This is a genomic window from Burkholderia sp. Bp8991 (genome assembly GCF_003853795.1).
Taxonomy (GTDB): Bacteria; Pseudomonadota; Gammaproteobacteria; order Burkholderiales; family Burkholderiaceae; genus Burkholderia.
The window spans coordinates 70,109-92,839 of the sequence record NZ_QTQJ01000025.1 but is presented as its reverse complement, the minus strand read 5'-3'; the positions used below and the strand labels follow the sequence as shown (position 1 = coordinate 92,839).

General features: G+C 66.9%; 24 protein-coding genes. 4 read left to right on the top strand and 20 right to left on the bottom strand.

The window, feature by feature from the left end:
• Positions 1-274 precede the first annotated feature (274 nt).
• The 3 genes from DIE02_RS25510 to DIE02_RS25500 all read left to right on the top strand — a co-directional run bounded on the left by DIE02_RS25510 (position 275) and on the right by DIE02_RS25500 (position 1,488).
• Positions 275-577, top strand: coding sequence for a hypothetical protein (locus DIE02_RS25510; protein ID WP_124486778.1), 303 nt, complete (start codon positions 275-277; stop codon positions 575-577).
• Between the two features lie 56 nt (positions 578-633).
• Positions 634-888 carry a glycine zipper 2TM domain protein gene (locus tag DIE02_RS25505; protein WP_044845180.1) on the top strand — a complete coding sequence of 85 codons (255 nt, stop codon included), beginning with the start codon at positions 634-636 and terminating at the stop codon, positions 886-888.
• A 222-nt stretch (positions 889-1,110) separates the two neighbouring features.
• The gene (locus DIE02_RS25500; RefSeq protein ID WP_124486779.1) at positions 1,111-1,488 is read left to right on the top strand and encodes a hypothetical protein; all 378 of its coding nucleotides are present in this window, start codon (positions 1,111-1,113) and stop codon (positions 1,486-1,488) included.
• Positions 1,489-1,748: 260 nt separating this feature from the next.
• On the opposite strand, the gene DIE02_RS25495 is transcribed toward DIE02_RS25500, so the two are convergent.
• The 20 genes from DIE02_RS25495 to DIE02_RS25400 all read right to left on the bottom strand — a co-directional run bounded on the left by DIE02_RS25495 (position 1,749) and on the right by DIE02_RS25400 (position 21,606).
• The gene (locus DIE02_RS25495; RefSeq protein ID WP_124486780.1) at positions 1,749-4,784 is read right to left on the bottom strand and encodes a type III restriction-modification system endonuclease; all 3,036 of its coding nucleotides are present in this window, start codon (positions 4,782-4,784) and stop codon (positions 1,749-1,751) included.
• A complete protein-coding gene (locus tag DIE02_RS25490; protein WP_124486781.1) occupies positions 4,784-6,802 on the bottom strand; it encodes a site-specific DNA-methyltransferase in 2,019 nt (672 codons plus the stop codon). Before DIE02_RS25490 ends, DIE02_RS25495 begins: the two co-directional genes overlap by 1 nt.
• 375 nt (positions 6,803-7,177) lie before the next feature.
• Positions 7,178-7,459 (bottom strand): hypothetical protein, encoded by a 282-nt coding sequence (locus tag DIE02_RS25485; RefSeq protein WP_124486782.1) that lies wholly within the window; start codon positions 7,457-7,459, stop codon positions 7,178-7,180.
• A complete protein-coding gene (locus DIE02_RS25480) occupies positions 7,456-8,070 on the bottom strand; it encodes a hypothetical protein (protein ID WP_124486783.1) in 615 nt (204 codons plus the stop codon). Before DIE02_RS25480 ends, DIE02_RS25485 begins: the two co-directional genes overlap by 4 nt.
• 2 nt (positions 8,071-8,072) lie before the next feature.
• Positions 8,073-8,636 carry a PAAR domain-containing protein gene (locus DIE02_RS36135; RefSeq protein ID WP_260427324.1) on the bottom strand — a complete coding sequence of 188 codons (564 nt, stop codon included), beginning with the start codon at positions 8,634-8,636 and terminating at the stop codon, positions 8,073-8,075.
• 501 nt (positions 8,637-9,137) lie between these two features.
• A complete protein-coding gene (locus DIE02_RS25470) occupies positions 9,138-10,268 on the bottom strand; it encodes a porin (RefSeq protein WP_124486784.1) in 1,131 nt (376 codons plus the stop codon).
• Between the two features lie 256 nt (positions 10,269-10,524).
• Positions 10,525-11,202 carry a response regulator gene (locus DIE02_RS25465; protein WP_044845185.1) on the bottom strand — a complete coding sequence of 226 codons (678 nt, stop codon included), beginning with the start codon at positions 11,200-11,202 and terminating at the stop codon, positions 10,525-10,527.
• Positions 11,203-11,308: 106 nt separating this feature from the next.
• Positions 11,309-12,676, bottom strand: coding sequence for a sensor histidine kinase (locus tag DIE02_RS25460; RefSeq protein ID WP_124486785.1), 1,368 nt, complete (start codon positions 12,674-12,676; stop codon positions 11,309-11,311).
• A 76-nt stretch (positions 12,677-12,752) separates the two neighbouring features.
• Positions 12,753-13,610 carry an ABC transporter permease gene (locus DIE02_RS25455; protein ID WP_124486786.1) on the bottom strand — a complete coding sequence of 286 codons (858 nt, stop codon included), beginning with the start codon at positions 13,608-13,610 and terminating at the stop codon, positions 12,753-12,755.
• Between the two features lie 24 nt (positions 13,611-13,634).
• Positions 13,635-14,432: an ABC transporter ATP-binding protein gene (locus DIE02_RS25450; RefSeq protein WP_124486787.1), complete on the bottom strand. Its 798-nt coding sequence runs from the start codon at positions 14,430-14,432 to the stop codon at positions 13,635-13,637.
• 115 nt (positions 14,433-14,547) lie between these two features.
• Positions 14,548-15,552: an ABC transporter substrate-binding protein gene (locus tag DIE02_RS25445; protein WP_044845245.1), complete on the bottom strand. Its 1,005-nt coding sequence runs from the start codon at positions 15,550-15,552 to the stop codon at positions 14,548-14,550.
• A 134-nt stretch (positions 15,553-15,686) separates the two neighbouring features.
• Positions 15,687-16,478 carry a flagellar biosynthetic protein FliR gene (gene fliR, locus DIE02_RS25440; RefSeq protein WP_124486788.1) on the bottom strand — a complete coding sequence of 264 codons (792 nt, stop codon included), beginning with the start codon at positions 16,476-16,478 and terminating at the stop codon, positions 15,687-15,689.
• A gap of 29 nt (positions 16,479-16,507) precedes the next feature.
• Positions 16,508-16,780, bottom strand: coding sequence for a flagellar biosynthesis protein FliQ (gene fliQ, locus DIE02_RS25435; protein ID WP_006750427.1), 273 nt, complete (start codon positions 16,778-16,780; stop codon positions 16,508-16,510).
• 16 nt (positions 16,781-16,796) lie between these two features.
• Positions 16,797-17,558, bottom strand: coding sequence for a flagellar type III secretion system pore protein FliP (gene fliP / locus DIE02_RS25430; RefSeq protein WP_124486789.1), 762 nt, complete (start codon positions 17,556-17,558; stop codon positions 16,797-16,799).
• A 36-nt stretch (positions 17,559-17,594) separates the two neighbouring features.
• Positions 17,595-18,155 carry a flagellar biosynthetic protein FliO gene (gene fliO, locus DIE02_RS25425; protein WP_124486790.1) on the bottom strand — a complete coding sequence of 187 codons (561 nt, stop codon included), beginning with the start codon at positions 18,153-18,155 and terminating at the stop codon, positions 17,595-17,597.
• Positions 18,152-18,643 carry a flagellar motor switch protein FliN gene (gene fliN, locus DIE02_RS25420; protein WP_124486791.1) on the bottom strand — a complete coding sequence of 164 codons (492 nt, stop codon included), beginning with the start codon at positions 18,641-18,643 and terminating at the stop codon, positions 18,152-18,154. Before fliN ends, fliO begins: the two co-directional genes overlap by 4 nt.
• Positions 18,636-19,634: a flagellar motor switch protein FliM gene (fliM, locus tag DIE02_RS25415; protein WP_124486792.1), complete on the bottom strand. Its 999-nt coding sequence runs from the start codon at positions 19,632-19,634 to the stop codon at positions 18,636-18,638. The genes fliN and fliM overlap by 8 nt, the downstream gene beginning before the upstream one ends.
• 22 nt (positions 19,635-19,656) lie before the next feature.
• Entirely contained in the window at positions 19,657-20,193 is a 537-nt protein-coding gene (fliL, locus tag DIE02_RS25410; RefSeq protein ID WP_124486793.1) for a flagellar basal body-associated protein FliL, read from the bottom strand.
• Between the two features lie 200 nt (positions 20,194-20,393).
• Positions 20,394-21,116: an LrgB family protein gene (locus tag DIE02_RS25405; RefSeq protein ID WP_044845194.1), complete on the bottom strand. Its 723-nt coding sequence runs from the start codon at positions 21,114-21,116 to the stop codon at positions 20,394-20,396.
• Between the two features lie 13 nt (positions 21,117-21,129).
• On the bottom strand, positions 21,130-21,606 hold the full coding sequence (locus DIE02_RS25400) for a CidA/LrgA family protein (protein ID WP_044845195.1): 477 nt from the start codon (positions 21,604-21,606) through the stop codon (positions 21,130-21,132).
• Between the two features lie 139 nt (positions 21,607-21,745).
• On the opposite strand from DIE02_RS25400, the gene DIE02_RS25395 reads away from it, so the two are divergent.
• Complete coding sequence (locus tag DIE02_RS25395; protein WP_044845196.1) at positions 21,746-22,672, top strand: LysR family transcriptional regulator; 927 nt, start codon at positions 21,746-21,748, stop codon at positions 22,670-22,672.
• Positions 22,673-22,731 lie beyond the last annotated feature (59 nt).

The following is a 22,731-nucleotide window of genomic DNA, read 5'->3' as shown; positions in this document are numbered from 1 at the left end:
CGAGTCGTCGCGATCCGCTCGCGCGGCGTGCGCGCGGGACGCATGCGGTCTGCGTCGCCGGCCCGCGCGCCGGCAAAATTTCCCGACTCTCCCGATTCGATGCGTCGTTGCAACGGCGTGTCGAATCGTTCGTGACCCTCGTCCCGCAAGGCTTCGCGCCCCTCGGTAAACGTCCGTTACCGGTCTCGCATACCGGTTTCACCTGTGTCCGCCGCTGGTGCCTAGACTCCGAACCGTAGTCACATGACGCACGACACGTGCAGGGAGTCGCGAAATGAGCAAGAAACTTATTCTCGGTGCAGTTCTCGGCGTAGCGGCGCTGGCAGCTTCGGGCATCGCATCGGCCCACGTCGACCTGGCGGTCGGCATCGGCGTGCCGGGCGTCTATGCGGCGCCGGCGCCGGTCTACGTCGCGCCGCCGCCGGTGACGTACGCGCCGGTTGGCTACTATCGCGATGACGACTGGCGTGAGCGTCAATGGCGCGAACACGAATGGCGCCGTCGTGAATGGCGCGAGCACGAGTGGCGCGAGCGCGGCTGGCGTGACGGCGACGGCTGGCGCGGCCGCTGGAACTGAACCGGGCAACCGGTTCATGAGGACACCGAGCACGACGACGAGAGGAGTGTGATCGCATGATGCCCATTCGACACATCAGGTATAGCGCGGCGGCCGCCGTCGTCGCGCTCGCAACGATCGGCAGCGCGCACGCGGCGGGCTGCATGAAGGGCGCGGTGGTGGGCGGCGTCGCCGGCCACTACGCGGGACATCACGCCGTGGTCGGCGCGGTCGGCGGCTGTATCGTAGGCCGCCACATGGCGAAGAAACACGAGCAGGAACTGGCCGCGCAGCGCAAGGCCGCAGCGCAGGGCGTGCAGCCGGCGCAGTAAGCGTAGCCACCGGCGGAACGGCGCGATCGCGCCGTCTCCGCCTTTCATTTCCCTTGTCGGGTGGCGGCCGACCGGCCGGTTCATCAAGCGTGCCGAACGCCGGCGGATCGATCCGACGAAACCGCGCCGCGCGCGCCGTTACGATCATTTACAACGCCGCGCCGCACGAAGCGCGCGCGTACCTAGAATGCAGTCACTCGAACGCGCTCCAGGGAGCAAACAATGAAAACGCAACGATATCTGTCCGTGCTCGCAGCTGCGCTGCTCGCACTCGGCGCCGTTTCCGCGCAAGCGGCGGGCGGCGGCAATGGTGGTGGCAACGGCGGCGGCCATGGTGCCGGCGGGATGGGCGGCATGGGTGCCAATGCGGGCGGCATGTCCGCCGGCCACATGAGCGGTGAAGCGCTGAGCAACTCGAACGGCATGCACGCGGGCGACCGCGACAAGGGCCTGTCGCGCGCAGCCGATCGCTCCGATTCGATCGCCGATCGTGCCGGCGCGCAGCCGGGCAGCGGTCACGGGCGCTCGCACGGGCATACCGCGCATGCATCGAAGTCCACGCGCCACGCGCATCGGAACGCATTCGGCCACACGCTGTAAGCGCGGCGCACGCATGCGGAAGAAGGGCGCTTCGGCGCCCTTTTTCATTGCCAGCGGGCCAAGGGGCGCTGCGGTGTGTCGCGTTGCTCGTCGCGCATCGACCCCGATTTGCAACCAGCCGTAACCGCACGCACGAACGCGCCAGAATACGAACCGCTTTCACGCGAATGACAGGCGGATTCGCTCCCTCATACGCGAGCATCGCGGCAGCGCCGCGGCCCGCGTCATGAAAAAAGGGCGGCTCGTCGCCGCCCTTTGTTTCAGCGTCCCGCGCCCGCCAGCGGCGCGACGGCTGCAACAGGCTCGAACAACGCGTCGGCCTGCCTGACGCGCACGAACCGCGCGGCCGCTCCGCCGTCCACCAGCGCCCGGAAATGCGCTTCGCCGCACGCGAGCTTCGCGCGCTCGTGCTCGCTCGTCACGTCGCCGTCGGCATTCGGCGTATCGACGACGAAGTACAGCCGCTCGCCGCCATCCTGCTCCGCGAGCACCGCCCAGTCGGGGTGATAGCTGCCGAGCGGCGTCGGCACGCGGAACCATGCGGGCAGCTTCGCGTACAGCTTCACGCCGTCGTGCGCTTCCAGCGCATCGGCGAACGCGCGCTCGGCGTCGGTCTCGCACACGACGGCCTCGTGGATCGACTTCCGCGCATCCGGCCGCAGGTTGCGCAGATAACCGGTCAGCGCCTCGCTCTCGAACGACTCGAGCGCATGCACGTGGCGTTCGCCGAGCTTCCGGTACGCGATGCCGGCAACCAGCGCGAGCCGCTTGCAGCGGTTGATCGCATCGGCGGCCAGCGCGATGAACTGCTGCGGATTCACGCGGAAATCGTCGAGCCGGCCGCTGTCGGCCAGGATCGTCGCGAGCGAGCGGCGCGTGAGCTGCGTGCGGTCCTGCAGTTCGGTGAGCAGGTCGGGCAGCGGCAGCTCGCCTTCGTCGATCAGCACCGTGCCGGCGCCGGCCACCTCGATCGCCTCGATGCCGGCCTTGCCGATGTCGATCTCGGCCTTGCGCCACTGCAGCCGCGCGCGCGCGATGTCCGGCGCGTCGCGCAGCGCGGCCGTGCAGTCGCGCACGAGCTTCGCGTTGTCGAACTCGACGCTGTACACGGTGCGATGGCGGATGCGGTCCCACAGCGCGCGGAAGTCGTCGCCGAACACGACGGCCTTGCCCGACGCGTCGCGCCGCAACGCGATCGCGCGCCGCTCGTCCGCATTGCGCACCGCGAAGCGGCCCGACAGCTTGCGCAGCGTCGCGACGATCGGCGCGCGCAGCGTCTCGAACGCCGCGGGCAGCACGAGCGCGCTCTGGCGCAGCGCATCCTTCAGCCGGTCGAGCACCTTGCCCTGCGCGTCGACGTAGCCCTGCTCGTGCAGATGGGTCCACAGCACGCGCGACAGCTCGATGCCGAGCGCATGCGCGGGCCCGTCGCCTTCCTGCACCGGCAGCGCCGCGAACTGGTGTTCCTCGACGATCCCGAAACGGATGCCCGTATCGGCCTCGATTTCCTTCTGCAGGTTCTCGGCGAACGACTCGTAGCGCTCGGTCGCGATCACGGTGAGCGTGTTTACGCCCGGATCGCGCACGCGTTCGCCGTCCTGGTCGACGGCGAGGCGCAGCCCGCGGCCGAGCGTCTGGCGACGCTCGCGCTCGGTCTGGATGTCGCGCAGCGTGCAGATCTGGAACACGTTCGGGTTGTCCCAGCCTTCCTTCAGCGCCGAGTGCGAGAAGATGAACTTCAGCGGCGTGTCGAACGACAGCAGCGCTTCCTTCTCGCGCATGATGAGGCCGTACGCGCGCTCCGCGTTCTCGCGGGCCGCGGCGCTGCTTTCGCTCGTGTCGGTCCAGCCGCCCTTGCGGTCGATCGAGAAGTAGCCGTTGTGCGCGCGCTCGACTTCGAGCGCGACGTCGACGCCGTCGAACAGCGCACGATAGGCCGGCACACGCGCCGCGCGCGCATATTCCTCTTCGAAGATCAGCGCGTAGTCGCCCTTCACCGGCATCCCGTTCTCGTCGTAGCGGCGATAGCGTTCGACCGAATCGACGAAGAACAGCGACAGCACCTTCACGCCACGCTCGGCCAGGCGCAATTCCTTGTCGAGATGCTCGCGGATCGTGCGGCGGATCATCTCGCGCTGCACGGCGAGCGTGTCGATGTCGCCGAATGCCTCGCCGAGCGACAGGAACGCCTCGCCTTCCGGATGGCGCAGCTCGACGTACTCGGCACCCTTCACCGCATGCACTTCACCGATCCGCAGCCCCGCGTACAACGCGCGCCTGGTCAGGCGCTCGAGATCGTCGCCGTCGGTGGCCGTCACGATCTGGCGCTTCACGCCGGCCGCGGTCGCGACGTCGAGCTCGATGCGCGCGCTGATCGCGCCGCGCCGGTTCGACACGCCGACGAGCCGCACGTAAGGCTTGTTGTGCGCATCCTCGACGATCGCCGACGCGATCTCGATCTGCTTGACGAGCTTGCGTTCGTACGCGTCGACCGCATCGAGCCGGTACACCATGTGGTGGCGGTCGACGTGCGTGGCCGAATAGCGCAGCGTGCAGAGCGGCGCCATCGCGGCGAGCGCTTCGCGCCCGCGCCCCTCGAGCCCGCCGTCGACACTTTGCGGCTCGTCGACGATCACGATCGGCCGCGTCGCGCGGATCAGGTCGATCGGCTTCTCGCCGCCGGTCTTCTCGCTGTCTTTATAGAGGTTGTTGATCTCTTTCTTGTTGATCGCGGCGACCGTCATCACCATGATCTGGATCGCCGCGCTCGCCGCGAAGTGGCGCACCTGGCCGAGCTTCGCGGAGTCGTACAGGAAGTAGTCGTACGGCACGCCCGCGTACAGCGCGCGGAAATGATCCTCGGTGATCGAGAGCGTCTTGTGCACGCCTTCCTTGATCGCGATCGACGGCACGACGATCACGAACTTCGTGAAGCCGTAGCGGCGGTTCAGCTCGAAGATCGTGCGCAGGTACACGTAGGTCTTGCCGGTGCCGGTCTCCATCTCGACGGTGAAGTCGCGCGAGCCGGGCTGGCCGGACGGCGGCAGCCCGCCGCGCAGCTGGACGTCGGCGAGGTTGCGCGCGAGCGCGTCGTCGGTCAGCGACAGCCGGTTGCCGACGCCTTGCTCCGACACCGCGAAACCGAGCGAGCCTTGCGCCGCGGCCGTCGTGCCGGGCGCGGCGTTCGCGAGCACGCTGAAGTCGCCGCGATACGATTCCTGGCCGCGAAACAGGTCGCAGACGGCGTCGATCGCCTCGCGCTGGTAGTCGAGATCCGCTTCGAAATGCAGCCGCATCACAGGCTCCGCACGCGCTTCACGCCGTGCTGTTCGAGCAGCGCGGCGAGATTGAGCTTCGCGACGTCGTCGACGAAGCCGCTGTCGCGGAACAGGCACGTGACGTCGCGCGTGGCACCCGTCGCGTCGAGCAGCTCGACGATGCCGTCGGCGAGCGGGCCCGCGTCATCGCGCGCGATGCGCGCGTCGAAGCACGCGACGATCGAACGGCCGATCAGGTGCACGGTCTTGCCCGCGACCGGGTGATGCTCGACCGGCGTGCACAGATCGAGGCCGAGCTTCAACGTGAGTTCGGCGAGCAGGTCGTCCTCGCTGCGGCCGGTCTTCACGTGCTCGACGGAGGCGAACAGCGCGTGGTCGAAGTCGTCGCGGCGCGGATCCCATTCGATCACGTTGGTCGTATCGAGCCGGTACACGCGGAAACCGAGGTCGCCATAGCTTTCCGGGTAGTCGCGCGCGACCTGCTGCGCGGCGCGGCGCAGGCGTTCCTTCGTGATTTCCGCGAGCGTCAGCGGCTTCTTCAGCTTCGCGCAGAAATCGGCGGCCGCGAGCTGTGTCTTGTCGCGGCGGTCGAGCGCCTCGGGCAGCTGCACGAGGATGTAGCGGCGCGCGCCGCCGTCGGTCGCGTTCACCTGCATCACCGCGTGGCCGGTCGAGCCGGAGCCGGCGAAGCAGTCGAGCACGATGTCGTCGCCGCGCGTGCACCAGCCGATCACGGCCGCCGCGAAATCGACCGGCTTCGGCTGGTCGAACGGGATGCCGAGCGTCTTCAGCAGCGCGTCGTCGGAGCCGGCGAACGGCAGCACCGACGGCACGTTCTCGTACATGTTCTCGTCGAGGTAGTAGATCCGCTGCGGCTGCGTGGTTTCATCCGGACCGAATTCGATCTGGCCGCGCTCGATCAGCGCCTGCATCGTCGCGGGCGGGTTGCGCCAGCCGCGCGCCGGCATCGCGCACGGCTTGCCGGTGACCGGGTGGATCAGCGGCGTGAAATACTCGTCCGGTGCCTTCTTCTTGTTCGGCCACGCCATCGACACGAGGCGGTACACGCGCCCGTCGGCCGACAGCCGGTCGTACATCACCTCGCCGCCCGACAGGTTGGTCTGCGCCTTCATCCACGCGCGGTAGGCCTTCTGCGCGTCCTTCGCGTTGCCGCTGCGGTACACCGCGTCGTGCGCGGCATCCAGCATGCGCTGCGCGTTGCGCTTCGGGCGCTTCAGCGGCGCCTGCTCGAGCAGCGTCTCGGCGTTGCGCGCGAACAGCACCAGCGATTCGTGCTGGTACGCGACGCCGCGCGCATCGCCCTTCGGGTTGCGCTTGTCCCACACGGCGACGCCGAGCTCGTTCTCCTCGCCGAAGATCTCGCGCAGCATCAGCACGAGCGCATGCACCTCGTGCTCGTCGATGTGCACGGCGATCAGCCCTTCGTCCGACAGCAGCGCGTGCGCGAGCTTCAGGCGCGGATACATCATGTTCAGCCAGTCGGTGTGGAACCGGCCGTTCGCCTCGGTGTTGGTGCTGCGCTTCACGCCGCCTTCGGTCTGGCCCGTCATCGCCAGGTAGTGGCGGATGCTGTCGCTGAAGTCGTCCGGATAGACGAAATCGCTGCCGGTGTTGTACGGCGGGTCGATGTAGACGAGCTTCACCTTGCCCGCGTAGCTCTTGTGCAGCAGCTTCATCACGTCGAGGTTGTCGCCCTCGATCACGAGGTGGCGCGTGTCGTCCCATGCGACGCTGTCGGCAGGGCACGGACGCAGCGTGCCCGTCGACGGTGTGAGCGCGGCCTGGCGCGCGCTGCGCTTGCCGTGCCAGTGGAAGCCGTAGCGCTCGTCGGCGGCGCCGACGGTGCGCTCGCCGACCAGCGCCTTCAGCACGTCGACGTCGACCGACGCGCCGTCCGGGCCTTCGGTCACGAGTTCGGGGAACAGCGCCTTCAGGCGCGCGACGTTATCGGCGGTGAAATCCGTCGACATCGCCTGCGGGCTCGCCGCATCGAGTTTCTGCATCGTTTTTTCCATCGGAGCCCGGCCGCGTGCGCCAGGACGTCGGGCGCACTCACGGCACCGGCGGCAATGGCCACCCGGGCAAACCCGAAACGCTAGCGAGTCGGTCGGCGCAGGTCAAGCACCACGATTGCCCGGATGCGGGCGCGGCAGGCCGGATCGCCCGTCGGGCGGACGATGAGGACGTGAGATGCGTTGTCGCACCGGGAGTGGACGTGACGCGGATAAAGGTCGGCCAGAACTAATAGGGGTTCGATCCCGTTATGGTCTCATGACGCGCGGTGTGTCGTCAGCAGTCAGGTGGCAACGCTTCGCATAATGTCCTGGACTTTTCCTGCTGGCCTCGGTGGTCGGCAGATTGAAACACGCTACTCGCTCACTGGTTTGCCATCAAAAGCTCAGTGCAAACCACAAGAGGAATTCAATTGACGGCAGCAGAACAACGAGGAACAGGACGACCATTGATCTGTTCGTCTTGTCATGCACCGCAGACCAGATTGCCCAGGCAATCGTTACCAGCCACCCCACCAGGCAGTAAAACGAAAGTTGCACGCTCGAGGGCCACGTGTCACCGGCAAAGTCAATTTGACTCCACGACGTTCGTCTTAGCCAGCCGGAAAGAAGAATCAAAAACAACTGGAACAGGCCAACGAAAAGGTAGCGTCGCTTCACGGGTTCGCCTGCTTCGGATAATGATTCTTTTTTGCGAGACGCTTCGATTTCTGCAGCACGGCATCCAGTTCGGCGGGTGTGACCGGTGTTGGAAGCCAACGCGGATCATGAGCCAAAATACCAATAGATTCGAGAACGTCGGCCACATTCGTTGAGCAACTATTGGCGAACAAGCTGTACGTGCTTTCCTTCGGATGTCTCAGCTTGAATGCTCGATCCACACCGACACGTCGCTCCAGCTCGCGTTTGAGCTTTTCCTTTTCGGCCCGAGATACGCTGAGCACCAGGCCCAGGTTGTCACGCCACAAGTTTCCGTTGGTTCGCATTGAGCCGTTGGTCAAATCGACGACACCACCATAAAAATAAGTATGCCTGTCGATTTTTACGTACTCTTCATGAGCGCGACTATAGACGATGCCATCAATTTCGATGGCGACATGGCCCCACTGCGACCCCATACTGCGCAGTCGAGAGTCGCTAACAATGACCTCAATGCTGGTGGAATCTACAACAATTTCCTTTGCCGAGGTATCGCTCGTTGGCGTTGTCGTTCTGGATGCTACCAAACGATATTTCACCCCGTTCGGGGAAACGTGAGTTTGCTCTGGCATGGCTATCCTGCAAGGTAAACGTTGATGTTCTCGGCGAAAGCAACGGGGGCCAGCAAATGCGTATTCCCATCGCGGTCCGTTTCGCCATACTCGAAAATTCCGTTTTCCCTCTGCACCGCATAGGCGGTATGAGTTAGCGCTTGGCCGTTTGCATTGCACAGAACGAAGTGGTCGTCGTACCGGTCCGTGGCAGGAACCGTAGCCCCGGACGTTCCTGCAACTGTCAAGCCGTGGTGCGTGACTTCCGGCGTTGTCGTGCCCGACGTTTCAGCCATGTCATCGCACCAGGAGTCGCCAGATAGAGTCGCGACAATCTCTGGAGGCGTTGGACACTTGCAAAGAACGACGTCGCCATCGGCCGCAGTCTCTCCCATAAAGTGGATGCGCCGCGGGCCACCGGCTTTCTCAATCACGCCAGTGCTCTGGCACGCTTCACACCACGCAGTCCCGCCAATCAGCGCGACCTGGTGCCCCGCGTCGCCTATTGCAAAGACGGGGCCGCTATAAGGGAGGATTTCCCCACCAGTTGCAAGTTTGTCGCCGACAACGGCGATTCGTCGCATCATGTACCTATTCCTTACCCAGCAAGAAAGACGTGAAGGTTCTCCGCAGTAGAAACCGACTTGGTTCGCCGATGGCGTGCATGTTCTCTCGAAAGCGAAGCTATTCGGGAGCGCTGTGCTTTGGTCTATGGCATGAAAAGGTCGTGCTCGGCGTCAAGGGTATCCTCGCTGCGAATCGGTTGCGAATATCGCTGCGGAACTCTAACCGCTAGGAGACGGCATCGCCATCGGACGAATCTGAATATGACAATTGCTGCGCGGGGACTATCTGCCGGATCTTCAAAATTCCGTTTGCCGCTCGCCCCGATCATCGATTTCACATTTGAATCTGGAGCTTGCAGAAGAGGACCGCGTGTTTTATCCAATCCCGACCGGGACAGGAATGGCCGAACGCAAGAAGGCACGGCCGGCGCGAAGCGCCGGCGTGCCGAGGGGAAGAACGAAATCGAAGCAGACGGGATAAGCGCCTGCGTCGAATGGTCGACCCGGGGACCGAGCGCAGGGTCAGAAGCGCGTGCGAATGCCCGACGTCAGTTCGAGCTGGTTCTTCGCGCCGAACGTCGACGACACCTTGTAGCCGCCATGCAGCTTCATGTAGTCGCCGGCCAGATACACCTCGGTGCGCTTGCTCAGGTGGTAGAACACCGACCCGTAGATCGTCTCCTTGAAGCCGTTGCCGACGCCGTTGGTCAGGCTGAACGCGCCGAGGTTCGCGTTCGGCGTGAAGCCGTCGGCGTTGTACGCGGCGTTCTTGATGCGCATCTGCTGATAACCGAGCTCGTAGTCGAGCGCGCCCTTCGGCGCGATCTTCATCGACACGGTCCACGAATCGTCGTGGCGCTGGCCGAGCGCGCCCTGGTCGCCGTTGTAGCGGAAGTAGCCGGCGTTCAGGCGCACGATGCTGAACGCGTAGTCGCCGCCGACCGAGAACGTCTGGTTCCTGAAGCCGTTGTGGTTCACGTGGTTGTAGAAGCCCGACACGGCGAACGGCCCGCCGTTGTAGCCGAGCGCGACCTGGTATGCGGAGCCGGTCGCGAACGAGGTCGAGTTGCTGAACTGGTAGCCGGCGCTCGCGAAGATGCCGTTGCTGAACAGCTTCTTCCACGCGACGCCGTTGTTGTAGCGCGTGCCGGTCGGGCCGGCCGCGTAGAAGATCATCTGCTTGAAGTTGTTCGAGTTGGTCCAGCCGCCTTCCTCGGTCGTCAGCTTCGCGGAGCCGTACGCGTCGCCGTAGATCGCCGACGCGTCGCGCGCGATCGTGTTCTGGAAGCCGGCCGTCAGCTTGCCGAAGCGCTCGTCCTCGACGCCGACCCAGGCGTCACGGTCGAAGATCTGGCCCTCGTCTTCCATCTGGCCGTTCGCGACCACGAATTCGCTTTCGAGGCGGAAGATGATCTTCGTGCCGCCACCGATGTCCTCGGCGCCTTTCAGGCCCCAGCGGCTGCCGCTGAACCACGGCTCGCCTTCGTTGCCCATGCCGATCACATGGTTGCCGTTGGCGTCGGCGTGGGTCCGGTAGGTCGGAAAGCTCAGGTCCATCAGGCCGTAAAGCTGCACGCTCGACTGCGCCTGCGCCTGGGTGCCGGCGCACAGGCCTGCCGCCGCGATGGAAAGGGCAAGGGTTTTTCGTTTCAAGATCGTCTCCTCCGAGCTGCCGCATTGAAATCTGTTTGTTGGCAGTACGTAATGTATGCCGATTGTTGCCGACCACAGCGAGAGGGTCGACGCATAGCATCGTAGAGGGGGCAATCCTTCACGCCGCTTTCCCGGAGGAAAGAATCGGATCGGTGAAAACACCGAAATCGCAATAATCGGGAATCGGGCAGGCGGGCAGCCCGCGGGCTGCCAAAACAACGTTACGTGCTGCGAATCGATGCCGCGGGCCGCGCCGTCAGTCCTGCGCGGTCTTCGCGCGCAGGATATAGCCGAGCCCGCGCAGCGTGATGATCTCGGCCGTGCTGAGCGCGAGATGCTTGCGCAGCCGGTGGATGTAGATGTCGATCGCATCCGCGCTCGGCTCGTCGTCGAGCGCGAACACGCTGTCCATCAGCCGCGCCTTCGATACCGTCTTGTTCTGCTGCAGCATCAGCGTTTCGAGAATCGCATGCTCGCGGCGGCGCAGCGCGAGCACCGTGTCGCCGCAGCGGAATTCACGCGTGCCGAACGCATAGACGAGATCGCCGCACACGAGCTGCGTCGTGCCGACGCCGGCCTGCCGGCGGATCAGCGCGCGGATCCGCGCGACCAGCTCGCGCGATTCGAACGGCTTGACCACGTAGTCGTCGGCGCCCGCGCCGAAGCAGTCGACCTTGTCGTCGACCGAGCCGTGCGCGGTCAGCATCAGCACCGGCACGTTGTCGTTGCGGCGCCGCAATCGCGCGAGCACTTCCTTGCCGCTGATGCCAGGCAGCCGCATGTCGAGCAGCACCGCGTCGTAGCGCTCGGTCTTCAGCACGGTATCGGCGCGCTCGCCGTCGCCGACGCAGTCGACCGCGAAATCCTCGCCGCGCAGCAGGTTCACGATCCAGTGCGCGAGTTCGGCGTTGTCTTCGACCAGCAGGAGTTTCATGGCGACTTCATCTCTTCAAGGAAACGTCGGGCCGCCCCAAGTTTCCCGCCCGGCAGGTAGTCCCCTTGGGGGGCCTGGCGCGCAGCGACAGGTTTGGGCGCACTCTTCAATCGTACGCGGGCAGCCGCACGGTCACGACGATACCGCGATTGCCGGGGCCCGGCGCGAGCGACGCGCTGCCGCCGTGCGCCTGCGCGATCTCGCGGACGATCGCGAGGCCAAGGCCCGAGCCTTCGGTGTCGGCCGACACGCGGTAGAACCGCTTGAACACGTGCGGCCGCGCTTCGGCCGGAATGCCGGGGCCGTTGTCGACCACCTCCAGCACGACCGCGTCGCCGTCGCGCCGTGCCGCGACCGTCACGCAGCCGCCCGGCTGCGTATAGCGCACGGCGTTGTCGACGAGGTTCATCACTAGCGCGGTCAGCAGGCTGTCGCTGCCCGCGACGTCGAGCCGTTCGCCGAGATCCGCGCCGAGGTCGATGTCGCGCTGCTGCGCGAGCACGATCGTTTCCTCGAGCACGCTCGACACGACGGCAGCGAGATCGACGCGATGCGTGAGCAGCGTCGACGGCGTCGCTTCCGCGTGCGCGAGCAGCAGCAGCTTGTCGGTCACGTCGGCCATCTTGCGGCTGCTGCGCTGCATGCTGTCGAGCACCGATGCCAGCTCGCGATCGTCATGGTCGCGCTGCTGCGCGTACTGGATCTGCGTGTCGAGCACCGCGATCGGCGTGCGCAGCTGGTGCGCAGCGTCGGCGATGAAGCGGCGCTGCGTGGCCGTGTGCGTATTGAGCCGCGCGATGCACTGGTTGATCGCGTCGACGATCGGCCGCAGCTCGTGCTGCAGCCGCTCCGGGCGGATCGGCTCCAGTTCCATCGGCCCGCGGTCGGCGACGTCGTCCTTCAGCTTCATCAGCGGGCGCAGCTCGAGCGTGAGGCCGAGATAGACGAGCACGATCGCGAGCACCAGCATCAGCGACAGGCGCACGAGCTGCGGCCGCCAGATCGTCGCGACCATCGCGTCGTACGAGCGCGTCGTCTTTGCGACGATCACCGTGACTGTCTCGATCTGCCCCTCGTCGTACAGCTGGCGGTCGTAGGCGGCCGCGCGCAGCCGCACGCCGTCGAGCGACGTGTCGTACAGCGTCGGCTCGACCCCGTGCCGCCCGGGCACCGCGAGCGCCGGGTTGCCCGCGAGCAGCCGGTCGTGGCCGTCGATCACCTTGTAGAACACCGAATCGCCCGACGGCGACTCGAAGATCTCCAGCGCGGCCGGCGGCACGTCGGCCGCCGGCCGCCCGTTGCGCCATTCGACGTCCTCGCCGATCGTGCGCGCGGACGCGACGAGCGCGCTGTCCTGCACGAGCCCGGCCGTGCGCCGCGCGGTGTCGTACGACATCGCGCCCGCGATCAGCACGAAAGCCGCGAGCGGCAGCAGCAGCCACCACAAGAGCCGCCCGCGCAGGCTGTGCGCCATTCCGTCTCCTCAATGCCGAACCGCGCCGGGGTAACCGGCGCGGTTCGGGCGTGTCATTCGATGACGCGTGCGTTGCTCAGAACGCGGCGGGGCGCCACTTGAGCAAGCGCTTCTCGAGCCAGGTCAGCAGGTAGTCGGCGGCCAGCGCGACCACGGCCAGCACGATCATCGCCGCGAACACGCCGCTCGCGTTGAACGCGCCCTGGGCGGTGGAGATTAGCAGGCCGATGCCCTGCTTGGAACCCAGGAATTCGCCGACGACCGCACCGACCAGCGCGAAGCCGAAGCTCACGTGCAGGCTCGCGAGAATCCACGACAGCGCTGACGGAATCACGACCGACGTGGTGATCTGCCGGCGCGACGCGCCGAGGATCTGCGCGTTCGCGATCAGGTAGCGGTCGGCTTCGCGCACGCCCTGGAACGCGTTGCCGAACACGACGAAGAACACCATCACGACGGCCAACGCGATCTTCGACGCCATGCCGAGGCCGAGCGCGATCACGAAAATCGAGCCGAGCACGACGCGCGGGATCGAGTTCGCGATCTGGATATAGAGGCCGAACACGTCGGACATCAGCTTGTTGCGGCCGAGCACGATCCCGCAGAGCACGCCGGCGACCGAGCCGATCAGGAAGCCGATCGTGGTTTCCTCGAGCGTCACCCAGACCTGCGTAAGCAGCGGCCCTTGCGACGTGCCGTTCGCGAACCAGTCCTGGAGCTGCGCGAAGATCAGCGTCGGCTGCGAGAAGAAGAACGGATCGATCCACTTCAGGCGCGCGGCGAGTTCCCAGCCGCCCAGCACGACGACGAGCACGGCGATCCGCAGGCCGATGATCAGTTGCCGGCGGCGGCGCAGCCGGGTTTGAGCGGCACGCGACTCGTCCTCGAGCGACGGTGCCGGAATGGCGGTGGGGGGAAGCGTCATGTCGGTCATGCTCCTGTCCTGTCCTTGCTGCTGTCAGCCGATCTGCACTTCTTCGCGCAGGTCGTGCCAGATGTCCTTGGAAATTTCGATGAAGCGCGTGTCGTAGCGGATCTCCGACGTGACGCGCGGGCGCGGCAGGTCGATCTCGTACACGCGCTTGAGCGTCGCGGGCCGCGCGGTCAGCACGAACACGCGGTCGGCGAGCGCGATCGCCTCCTCGAGATCGTGCGTGACGAACACGACCGAGCCCTTGTTCGCGGACCACAGCTGCAGCAGCTCGTCCTGCATCAGCGTGCGCGTCTGCATGTCGAGCGCGGAGAACGGCTCGTCCATCAGCAGGATTTCCGGCTGGTTGATGAAGGTCTGCGCGAGCGCGACGCGCTTGCGCATCCCGCCGGAGAGCTGGTGCGGGTAGTGTTTCGTGAACTTGTCGAGGCCGACCTTGCGGATCCATTCCTCGGCCTGCGCGTAGGCGACGTCCTTCGAGCGGCCGCGAAACAGCGGGCCCGCCGCGACGTTGTCGATCACGTTGCGCCACGGGAACACCGCGTCGGCCTGGAACACGAAGCCGATGCGCGGATCGATCCCGTCGACCGGGCGGCCCATCACGCGCACCTCGCCGGAAGCCGGCTTCAACAGCCCGGTGATCATGTTCAGCGTGGTCGACTTGCCGCAGCCGGTCGGCCCGACGATCGCGATGAACTCGCCGCGCGCGACGCTCATGCTGAAGTCGCGCAGCGCGACGGTGGCCTTGCCTTCCGGCGAAATGAAGCGGCACGACACATTGCGAAACTCGATCGCCGGTGTGCTCGGAGAAACTGCCTGGGTCATCGCATTCGTCCTGCGGGTGATGAGGGCGCCGCATCGTGGCGGCGCCGGGCCGGTCAGCCGGGCCGGAACGGGGAACGCGCGGCGGCGGGATCGCCGCCGCCGGCGCCGAGATCGATTACTTCGCGTTCACGAAATCGTTGGTGTAGGTGCGCGCCAGGTCGATGTGCTTGCCCTTCACCGACGGGTTGAACGCCGACAGCACCTTCAGCACGGTCGCCGGGCCGTCGGCCGGCATCTTCGCGTCGGCTGTGTACATCGGCAGCGATGCCTTCAGCGCGGACACGTACAGCGCCTTGTCCTTCTGGTAGTCGGCCGGCATCTTCGCGGCGATCTCCTCGGCGCTGTGCGTGTGGATGAACTGCATCGTTTTCGCGAACGCGTGCGCGAGCTTGGTGGCTTCGGCCTTGTGCGAATCGGCCCACGCCGACTGCACGTACAGGCTCGCGGCCGGATAGGTGCCGCCGAGCGCGGCGCGCGTGCCTTCCAGCGTGCGCAGGTCGACCAGCACCTTCGCGTCGCCCATCTTCTCGAGCGCGGACACCGTCGGCTCGGTCGTCATCCCGGCGTCGATGCGGCCCTGCTTGATCGCGGCGATGAAGCTCGCGTCGGCGCCGACCGGCAGCATCGTGTACTGCGTCGACGGCACGCCGTGCTGCAGCGCGAGATATTGCGTGAGGAAGCTCGTCGACGAGCCGAGGCCCGTCACGCCGAGCGTCTTGCCCTTCGCGTCGGCCATCGACTTGAAAGTGGGTGCCGCCTTGGTCGACACCATCTCGACCTCGCCCGGCACCTGGCCGAACACGGCGATCGCCTTCACGTCCTTGCCCTTGCTCTGCAGGTCGATCGTGTGGTCGTAGAAGCCGACGACGCCCTGCACGGCGCCCGCCAGCAGCTCGTTCTCGGCGTCGACGCCGGCCGGCTGCGACAGCAGCTCGACGTCGAGCCCTTCGGCCTTGAAGTTGCCGAGCTCCTGCGTGAGCCGAGCGGGCAGGTAGATCAGCTTCGCGATCCCGCCGACCATGATCGTGATCTTGCCGCCGTCGTCGGCGAAAGCGGGGTGAGCGGCGAGCGCGCAGCTCAGGCTGGCTGCCACGGCGAGGGTGCGCAGGATGGGTCGCATCGGGGTTGTCTCCTTCGTTGTATTCGTATGGCGCGATGCTTGCTGCATCGTCCTGACGAGTATAGGAAGGCGAAACCTTCTGCAACCTTTCGCGGGGTGGCGGTTCCTTTAGGGGTTTTCCAGCAATCGGCGGCTCAAGCGGCCTGGCGCCAGCCGAGCAACACCCGCCCCATCGCATCCAGCCCCATGTCGAACAGATGCGACACGAACGGCACGAGGTTCGGGATCATCAGTTGCACGAGCAACAGCCCGACGAGCATCGTGACCGGAAAGCCGATCTGGAAGATGCCGATCTGCGGCGCCGCGCGGTTCAGGATCCCGAGCGCGAGGTTCGCGATCAGCAGCGCCGCGACGACCGGCAGCGCGAGCAGCAGTCCCATCTCGAACACGGTCGCGCCGAACGCGGCGAGCGTGCGCCAGCCGGGCGCGTGCAGCAGGTCGGCCGACACCGGCAGCGTCTGGAACGACGCGGCCAGCGCCGCGAACACCTGCAGGTGGCCGTCCACCGCGAGAAACGCGAGCATCGCGATCGCATTCAGGAAGCGGCCCATCGCCGGCGTCGCGCCGTTCGAATGCGGGTCGAAGAAGGTCGCGAAACCGAGCCCCATCGACAGGCCGATGAAGTCGCCGGCCGCCTCGACGGCCGCGAACACGATCTGCATCGTGAAGCCCATCGCGGCGCCGATCAGGAACTGCGTGACGACGATCCAGATGCCCTGCGCGGAGAACACCGTGACGCCCGGCATCGCGCCGAGCGTCGGCGCGACGACCAGCGCCAGGAACGCGGCGATGCCGATCTTCACGCGCACCGGCACGGCCGCATGGCCGACCACGGGCGCCGTCGCGACGAGCGCGAGCATCCGCACGAACGGCCACAGGAAGGCCGTCAGCCAGCCGTTGAGCTGCGCGTAGGTAACCGAGAACATCGGCGGGGAACGAAAGCCGGACGCGCCGCTCAGCCGGCGCCGAGCGTCGCGACGTGCAGCAGCGTCTGCCGCAGGTAGTCGAGCATCGTCGTCAGCATCCACGGGCCTGCGATCACGAGCGTCGCGGCCACCGCGAGCAGCTTCGGGATGAACGACAGCGTCGATTCGTTGATCTGCGTCGCGGCCTGGAACAGGCTCACGACGAGGCCGACCGCGAGCGCGACCAGCAGCAGCGGGGCGGCCAGCAGCAGGCCGACCATCATCGCCTGGTGCGCCAGCGTCATCACCTGTTCGGGTGTCATCGTGCGCGTCCTCCGCTTACGTGAAGCTCTGCGCGAGCGAGCCGATCAGCAGCTGCCAGCCGTCGACCAGCACGAACAGCATCAGCTTGAACGGCAGCGACACGGTGGACGGCGACACCATCATCATCCCCATCGACATCAGCACGCTCGCGACGACCATGTCGATGATCAGGAACGGGATGAAGATCGTGAAGCCGATCTGGAAGCCGGTCTTCAGCTCGCTCGTGACGAACGCGGGCACCAGCAGCGACAGCGGCACGTCTTCCGGGCCCTGCATCGGCGCGGCCTTCGAGATCTTCGCGAACAGCGCGAGATCGGTCTCGCGGGTCTGCTTCAGCATGAAGGTCTTGAACGGCACGACGCCGCGCTGCACGGCCTGCTCCATCGGCATCGAGCCGTCGGAAAACGGCTTGTAGCCGTCGGCGTACGCGCGGTCGAGCACCGGCGACATCACGAAGAAGGTGAGGAACATCGCGAGGCCGACCAGCACCTGGTTCGGCGGCGTCGTCGCGGTGCCGAGCGCCTGGCGCAGCAGCGACAGCACGATGATGATGCGCGTGAAACTCGTCATCATCAGCAGCATCGCCGGCAGGAACGACAGCATCGTGAGCAGCAGCATCGTCTGCACGCTCAGCGAATAGGTGGTGCCGCCGTTCGGGCCCGGGCTCGTGTTGAACGCGGGCAGGCCGGCCGCCTGCGCGCATGCGAGCGCCGGGGCGACGCAGAGGATCAGCACGGGCGCGAAGCGCGCCGCGCGACGCAGGAATTCGTGTTTCATCGGAATGCGAGTACGGAAAGAGGGCGCGACGCCATGTCAGCGGTCCTTGCCGCGTCCGAAGCGCTTCGCGGCTTCGCCCGCGAGCGCGTCGCGAAACCGCGCGCCGAACGTGCCGGGCTGGCCGCCGCCGGATGCGGTGCCGCCGGCAGGTGCCTCGACCGTCGCGGTGGCCGCCGCCGAGCCGGCCGGCAGCGTATGCAGCAGCCGCACGTTGCCCGGCGCGACGCCGAGCACGAGCCAGGTGTCGCCGATCTCGACGATCGTCGCGCTTTCCTTCGCGCCGAGCGCGACGCTCGACACGACCTTCAGCGGGCCACCGCGCCGCGCGGGCTGGAACCCGAAGCGGCGCGCGAGCCACGCGCAGCCGAACACGAGGCCGATCACGACCGCGAGCCCGACGAGCGTCTGCAGCACCGCGCCGACGCCGAGCGACGGCACGGCCGAGCCGACCGTCACGCTCGATGCGATGGCGCCGGCGTTGTTCACCGCGTTCATGTCGGCGGCGCCGGCCGGCGCGCACGCAAGCGACGCGGCAACGGCAGCCGCCGCCGCGATCGCGAACAGGCGGGCGCGGCGGCCGGACGTCACGACTTTCATCGATTCAGCTTCCGGATCCGTTCGGCCGGCGTGATGATGTCGGTCAGCCGGATGCCGAACTTGTCGTTGACCACCACGACCTCGCCCTGCGCGATCAGGCAGCCGTTCACGAGCACGTCCATCGGCTCGCCGGCGAGGCCGTCGAGCTCGACGACCGACCCCTGCGCGAGCTGCAGCAGGTTGCGGATCGCGATCTTGGTGCGGCCGAGCTCCACGGTCATCTTGACCGGGATGTCGAGAATCATCTCGATGTCGTTGTGCGTCGAGCTGGCCGCGGCCTTCGACAGCGGCTGGAACACGCCGGCGCCGGTCGCGCCCGCCTGCACCGGCTGCTGGTTCTGCTCGGCGAGCGCGGCAGCCCAGTCGTCAATGCCCGAATCCTCTTCCGCGGCGGCGGGTGCTGCCTGCACGGCCGCGGCCGACTCCGCGAGGGCCGCGTCGGCGAGTGCCTGCGGGTCGAGTTCGGTCGTCGGGTTCAGCTCACTCATATCCACCTTCCTTCATCGTGTCGCCCGCGCTGATCATCTTCTGTACGCGCAACGCATATTGACCATTGAAAATGCCGTAGCCGCACTCCATCACCGGCACGCCGTCGACCTTCGCGGTGATCGTGTCCGCGATCTCCAGCGGCAGCACGTCGCCCGCGCGCAGGTTCAGGATCTTCTCGAACGTCGACGGGATCTCGGCGAGATCCGCGCTCAGCTCGACCTCGGCCGACTGCACCTGCTGCGACAGCACGCGCACCCAGCGGCGGTCGACTTCGAGCGCCTCGCCCTGGATCGGCGACGCGAGCACGTCGCGGATCGGCTCGACCATCGAGTACGGCATGCAGATGTGCAGCGTGCCGCCGGTCGGCCCGAACTCGATCGAGAACTGCGTGACGATCACGATCTCGTTCGGCGTCGCGACGTTCGCGAACTGCGTGTGCATCTCCGAGCGCACGAATTCGAACTGCAGCGGCCGCACGCTCTTCCACGCGGTCGTGTAGTGCTCGAACACGAGATTCAGCAGCTTGCCGATGATCCGCTGCTCGGTGGCCGTGAAGTCGCGGCCCTCGACGCGCGTGTGGAAACGCCCGTCGCCGCCGAACAGGTTGTCGACGACGAAGAACACGAGGTTCGGGTCGAACACGAACAGCGACGTGCCGCGCAGCGGCTTCACGTGCACCAGGTTCAGGTTCGTCGGGATCGGCAGGTTGCGGGTGAACTCGCTGTACTTCTGCACCTTCACCTGGCTCACGGAGATTTCCGCCGTGCGCCGCATGAAGTTGAAGATGCCGATCCGCAAGAGGCGCGCGAAGCGGTCGTTGATGATCTCGAGGCCGGGCATCCGGCCGCGGACGATCCGCTCCTGCGTCGCGATGTTGTAGGGGCGGACGCCCGACGTATCGCGCTGCTCGTCGATTGCGTCGGTTTCGCCCGTGACGCCCTTGAGGAGGGCATCGACCTCCTCCTGGGACATGAACTCCTGGTGGCCCATGCGCGCTCCTTTTCCGGCCGCGTTACTGGACGACGAATTCGGTGAACAGCACGTCGTCGACCTTCGCGCGCTGGTTGCCCGGCTGCGTCGGCTGTTCGATCAGCTCGCGCAGCTCCTTCGCGAGCGAACGCTTGCCGTCCGGCGTCGCGAGATCCTCGGGATGCTTGTTCGACAGCGCGAGCAGGATCCGGCTGCGGGTCTCCGGCATGCGCGCGGTCAGCTGCTCCTGTGCCTTCGGGTCGGTGAGCTTCAGCGACAGGCCGACGCGCAGGTAGTGCTGCACGCCGTCGTCCGACTGCAGGTTGACGGTCAGCGGGTCGAGCGGGAAGAACACCGGAGCGGCCAGCGGCGCCGGTTCGGCGGGCGCGCTCGCATGGCCGACGCCGGTCTTGCTCAGGAACACGTACATGCCGCCCGCGGCGGCGGCCGCTGCGCCCAGCGCGATGACGGCGATGAGCGCGATGCGCTTGAACTTGCCGGACGAGGCCGGCTTGTCGGCAGTCGGGTTTGCGGTCGTGGAGGCCATGTGAATGCGTGCGTGATGTCTCGTAGCATGCATTGTTCGGCATCCGGGCCGAGCCCGATGGGCGGAAAAGAGGGGGGAATTGCGGCTATCTCAGCCGATTGTCGGCCGGGTGTCGGCTCGATGCAGGGTACGAGCGGCGGGAAAACGGCGTCTGCGAGCGGTGAGGCGGGCGACCGGCGGGCATCCGGGCCTTCAGGCGGGAAGGGCGGGCGGCGGCACCCGCCCGCGCATCGTCAGATCGGCAGCAGCGACAGCAGCGGCGCGATCAGCACCATCGCCACGCCCGCGATCATCATCGTGAGGCTCGACACGACGCCTTCCTCGCTGCCGATCTCGCGCGCCTTCGCCGTGCCCACGCCGTGGGCGGCCGCGCCGAACAGCGCGCCGCGCGCGAGCCGCGTGCGCATCGGCACCAGCGCGAGCACGATCTCGCCGAGCAGCATCCCGCAGATGCCGGTCGCGATCACGAAGAGCGCGGTGAGGTCCTTCGGCGCATGGATCTTGTCGGAAACGGCGAGCGCGAACGGGGTCGAAACCGAGCGCGTCATGAGCGAGCGCTGCAGCTCGGGCGACAGGTGCAGCAGCTTCGCGAGCAGCAGCGATCCGCACACGCCGGCACCGATCCCGACCGCGACGCCGACCGACAGCGACAGCCAGTGGCGGCGGATCAGGTCGCGATACTCGTAGATCGGCACCGCGAACGCGATCGTCGCCGGGCCGAGCAGCCACATCAGCCAGCGCGTGTCGCGGAAGTAGACCGAATACGGGATGCCGGTCAGCACGACGAGCAGCGCCAGCACGCCCGGCACGAACACGAGCGGCGAGAACAGCAGCGTCTTCCTGTATGCGTAGAGCCGCTTCGACACGAAATACAGGACGACCGTCAGCACGAAGCAGCCGACGGAGATCGCGGTATTCACGCGGTCGGCGGACAGGTTCGACAGCAGCGCAAGCATCGCAGGCTCCGGCTCAGTGGGCCGACGCGGTCGCGAGGCGCGCACGGCGGCGCTCGGCGAACACGCGCTGCGCGGCGAGCCGGCGCTCGAGCTTCGCGGCGAGGTCGACCGCCACCGCCACCGCGACCATCACGAACGCGGTGCCGGCGAGCATGACCAGCGCGATGCGCCAGCCGTCCTCGCGGAACAGCCCGCCGTACTGGACGGCCGCGACGGCGGCCGGCACGAAGAACAGCAGCATGTCGGACAGGAGCCAGTTCGCGCCGTCCTTCACCCACGCGGGCGCGACCCGGCCCGAGAACAGCAGCGCGAGCAGCACCGCGAGGCCGACGACGCCGGACGGCACCGGCAGCCCGACCGCGCGCACGGCCCAGTCGACCGCCATCCACAGCACGCCGAGCGCGGTGGCCTGCAGCACGATCCGGCCCGTACGCGCAACGTTGCCCGCAGCGGCGGGGCGGGCGGCGGCAGTGGCGGTCGGCTTGGTCATGGCGGGCTCCATACAGATGTTGCGTTGATGGTGTGAGTATAGGGTTTCCCCTAACCATAAATAAAATGACTTGTCTCTATCCTTGTCATTCCAATTCGGAATTCAGCTTGGTTCGTTGCACCAACTTGGGGAGTGATCGATGGAATTGCGCGCGCTGCGGTACTTCGTCGAGGTGGTCCGTCAGCAGAGCTTCACGGCGGCCGCCGACCGGTTGTTCGTCACGCAGCCGACCATCAGCAAGATGGTGAAGGCGCTCGAGGACGAGATCGGCTCGCCGCTGTTGCTGCGCGACGGCCGGCAGATGGTGCTGACCGACGCGGGGCGGATCGTGTTCCAGCGCGGCCAGGACGTGCTCGCCGCGCAGGCGCAGCTGCAGTCGGAGCTGAAGGATCTGGGCACGCTCGGGCGCGGCGAGCTGACGATCGGCATTCCGCCGCTCGGCGGGTCGCTGTTCACGCCGATCATCGCCGCGTACAAGCAGCGTTATCCGAACATCGAGCTGAAGCTGTTCGAGCAGGGCGCGCGGATGATCGAGGCCGCGCTGATGTCGGGCGAGCTCGAGCTCGGCGGGCTGCTGGAGCCGGTCGATCCGGCCACGTTCGAGCGACTGCCGATGGTGCGCGCGCCGCTGTGGCTGGTCGCGCCGCGCGAGTCGCGCTGGGAGGATCACACGGCCGTGCCGCTCGCCGATCTGGCGCGCGAGTCGTTCGTGTTCTACGCGGAAAGCCTCGCGCTGCACGACGCGGTGCTCGACGCGTGCCGGCAGGCCGGCTTCACGCCGTCGATCGTGAGCCGCAGCGGTCATTGGGATTTCATGGCCGCGCTGGTGCACGCGGGGGTCGGCATCGCGCTGTTGCCGGAGCCGTACTGCCGGCGGCTCGATGCGCGGCAGTTCACGTGCCGACCGATCGTCGAGCCGGAGATCACCTGGGCGATCGCGCTCGGCTGGCTGAAGAAGGGTTACCTGTCGCACGCGGCGCGGGCGTGGCTCGACGTCGCGCGGGCGACGCTGCCGATCGCGTCGGGCGACGATCTGGCCTTCGGCGGGTTGCGGGCGCGGGAGTGAGGCGCGCGGCGCGGGCGGCGCAGCGATACGACGAACGGGCGAAGGCCGGCGCGGCCCGC

Excerpts from the sequence above, each read along its gene's own strand:
- DIE02_RS25510 (WP_124486778.1), top strand. The coding sequence starts at position 275 with ATGAGCAAGAAACTTATTCTCGGTGCAGTTCTCGGCGTAGCGGCGCTG.
- DIE02_RS25505 (WP_044845180.1), top strand. The coding sequence starts at position 634 with ATGATGCCCATTCGACACATCAGGTATAGCGCGGCGGCCGCCGTCGTC.
- DIE02_RS25500 (WP_124486779.1), top strand. The coding sequence starts at position 1,111 with ATGAAAACGCAACGATATCTGTCCGTGCTCGCAGCTGCGCTGCTCGCA.
- DIE02_RS25495 (WP_124486780.1), bottom strand. The coding sequence starts at position 4,784 with ATGCGGCTGCATTTCGAAGCGGATCTCGACTACCAGCGCGAGGCGATC.
- DIE02_RS25490 (WP_124486781.1), bottom strand. The coding sequence starts at position 6,802 with ATGGAAAAAACGATGCAGAAACTCGATGCGGCGAGCCCGCAGGCGATG.
- DIE02_RS25480 (WP_124486783.1), bottom strand. The coding sequence starts at position 8,070 with ATGCCAGAGCAAACTCACGTTTCCCCGAACGGGGTGAAATATCGTTTG.
- DIE02_RS36135 (WP_260427324.1), bottom strand. The coding sequence starts at position 8,636 with ATGATGCGACGAATCGCCGTTGTCGGCGACAAACTTGCAACTGGTGGG.
- DIE02_RS25465 (WP_044845185.1), bottom strand. The coding sequence starts at position 11,202 with ATGAAACTCCTGCTGGTCGAAGACAACGCCGAACTCGCGCACTGGATC.
- DIE02_RS25460 (WP_124486785.1), bottom strand. The coding sequence starts at position 12,676 with ATGGCGCACAGCCTGCGCGGGCGGCTCTTGTGGTGGCTGCTGCTGCCG.
- DIE02_RS25455 (WP_124486786.1), bottom strand. The coding sequence starts at position 13,610 with ATGACCGACATGACGCTTCCCCCCACCGCCATTCCGGCACCGTCGCTC.
- DIE02_RS25450 (WP_124486787.1), bottom strand. The coding sequence starts at position 14,432 with ATGACCCAGGCAGTTTCTCCGAGCACACCGGCGATCGAGTTTCGCAAT.
- DIE02_RS25445 (WP_044845245.1), bottom strand. The coding sequence starts at position 15,552 with ATGCGACCCATCCTGCGCACCCTCGCCGTGGCAGCCAGCCTGAGCTGC.
- fliR (WP_124486788.1), bottom strand. The coding sequence starts at position 16,478 with ATGTTCTCGGTTACCTACGCGCAGCTCAACGGCTGGCTGACGGCCTTC.
- fliQ (WP_006750427.1), bottom strand. The coding sequence starts at position 16,780 with ATGACACCCGAACAGGTGATGACGCTGGCGCACCAGGCGATGATGGTC.
- fliP (WP_124486789.1), bottom strand. The coding sequence starts at position 17,558 with ATGAAACACGAATTCCTGCGTCGCGCGGCGCGCTTCGCGCCCGTGCTG.
- fliO (WP_124486790.1), bottom strand. The coding sequence starts at position 18,155 with ATGAAAGTCGTGACGTCCGGCCGCCGCGCCCGCCTGTTCGCGATCGCG.
- fliN (WP_124486791.1), bottom strand. The coding sequence starts at position 18,643 with ATGAGTGAGCTGAACCCGACGACCGAACTCGACCCGCAGGCACTCGCC.
- fliM (WP_124486792.1), bottom strand. The coding sequence starts at position 19,634 with ATGGGCCACCAGGAGTTCATGTCCCAGGAGGAGGTCGATGCCCTCCTC.
- fliL (WP_124486793.1), bottom strand. The coding sequence starts at position 20,193 with ATGCATGCTACGAGACATCACGCACGCATTCACATGGCCTCCACGACC.
- DIE02_RS25405 (WP_044845194.1), bottom strand. The coding sequence starts at position 21,116 with ATGCTTGCGCTGCTGTCGAACCTGTCCGCCGACCGCGTGAATACCGCG.
- DIE02_RS25400 (WP_044845195.1), bottom strand. The coding sequence starts at position 21,606 with ATGACCAAGCCGACCGCCACTGCCGCCGCCCGCCCCGCCGCTGCGGGC.
- DIE02_RS25395 (WP_044845196.1), top strand. The coding sequence starts at position 21,746 with ATGGAATTGCGCGCGCTGCGGTACTTCGTCGAGGTGGTCCGTCAGCAG.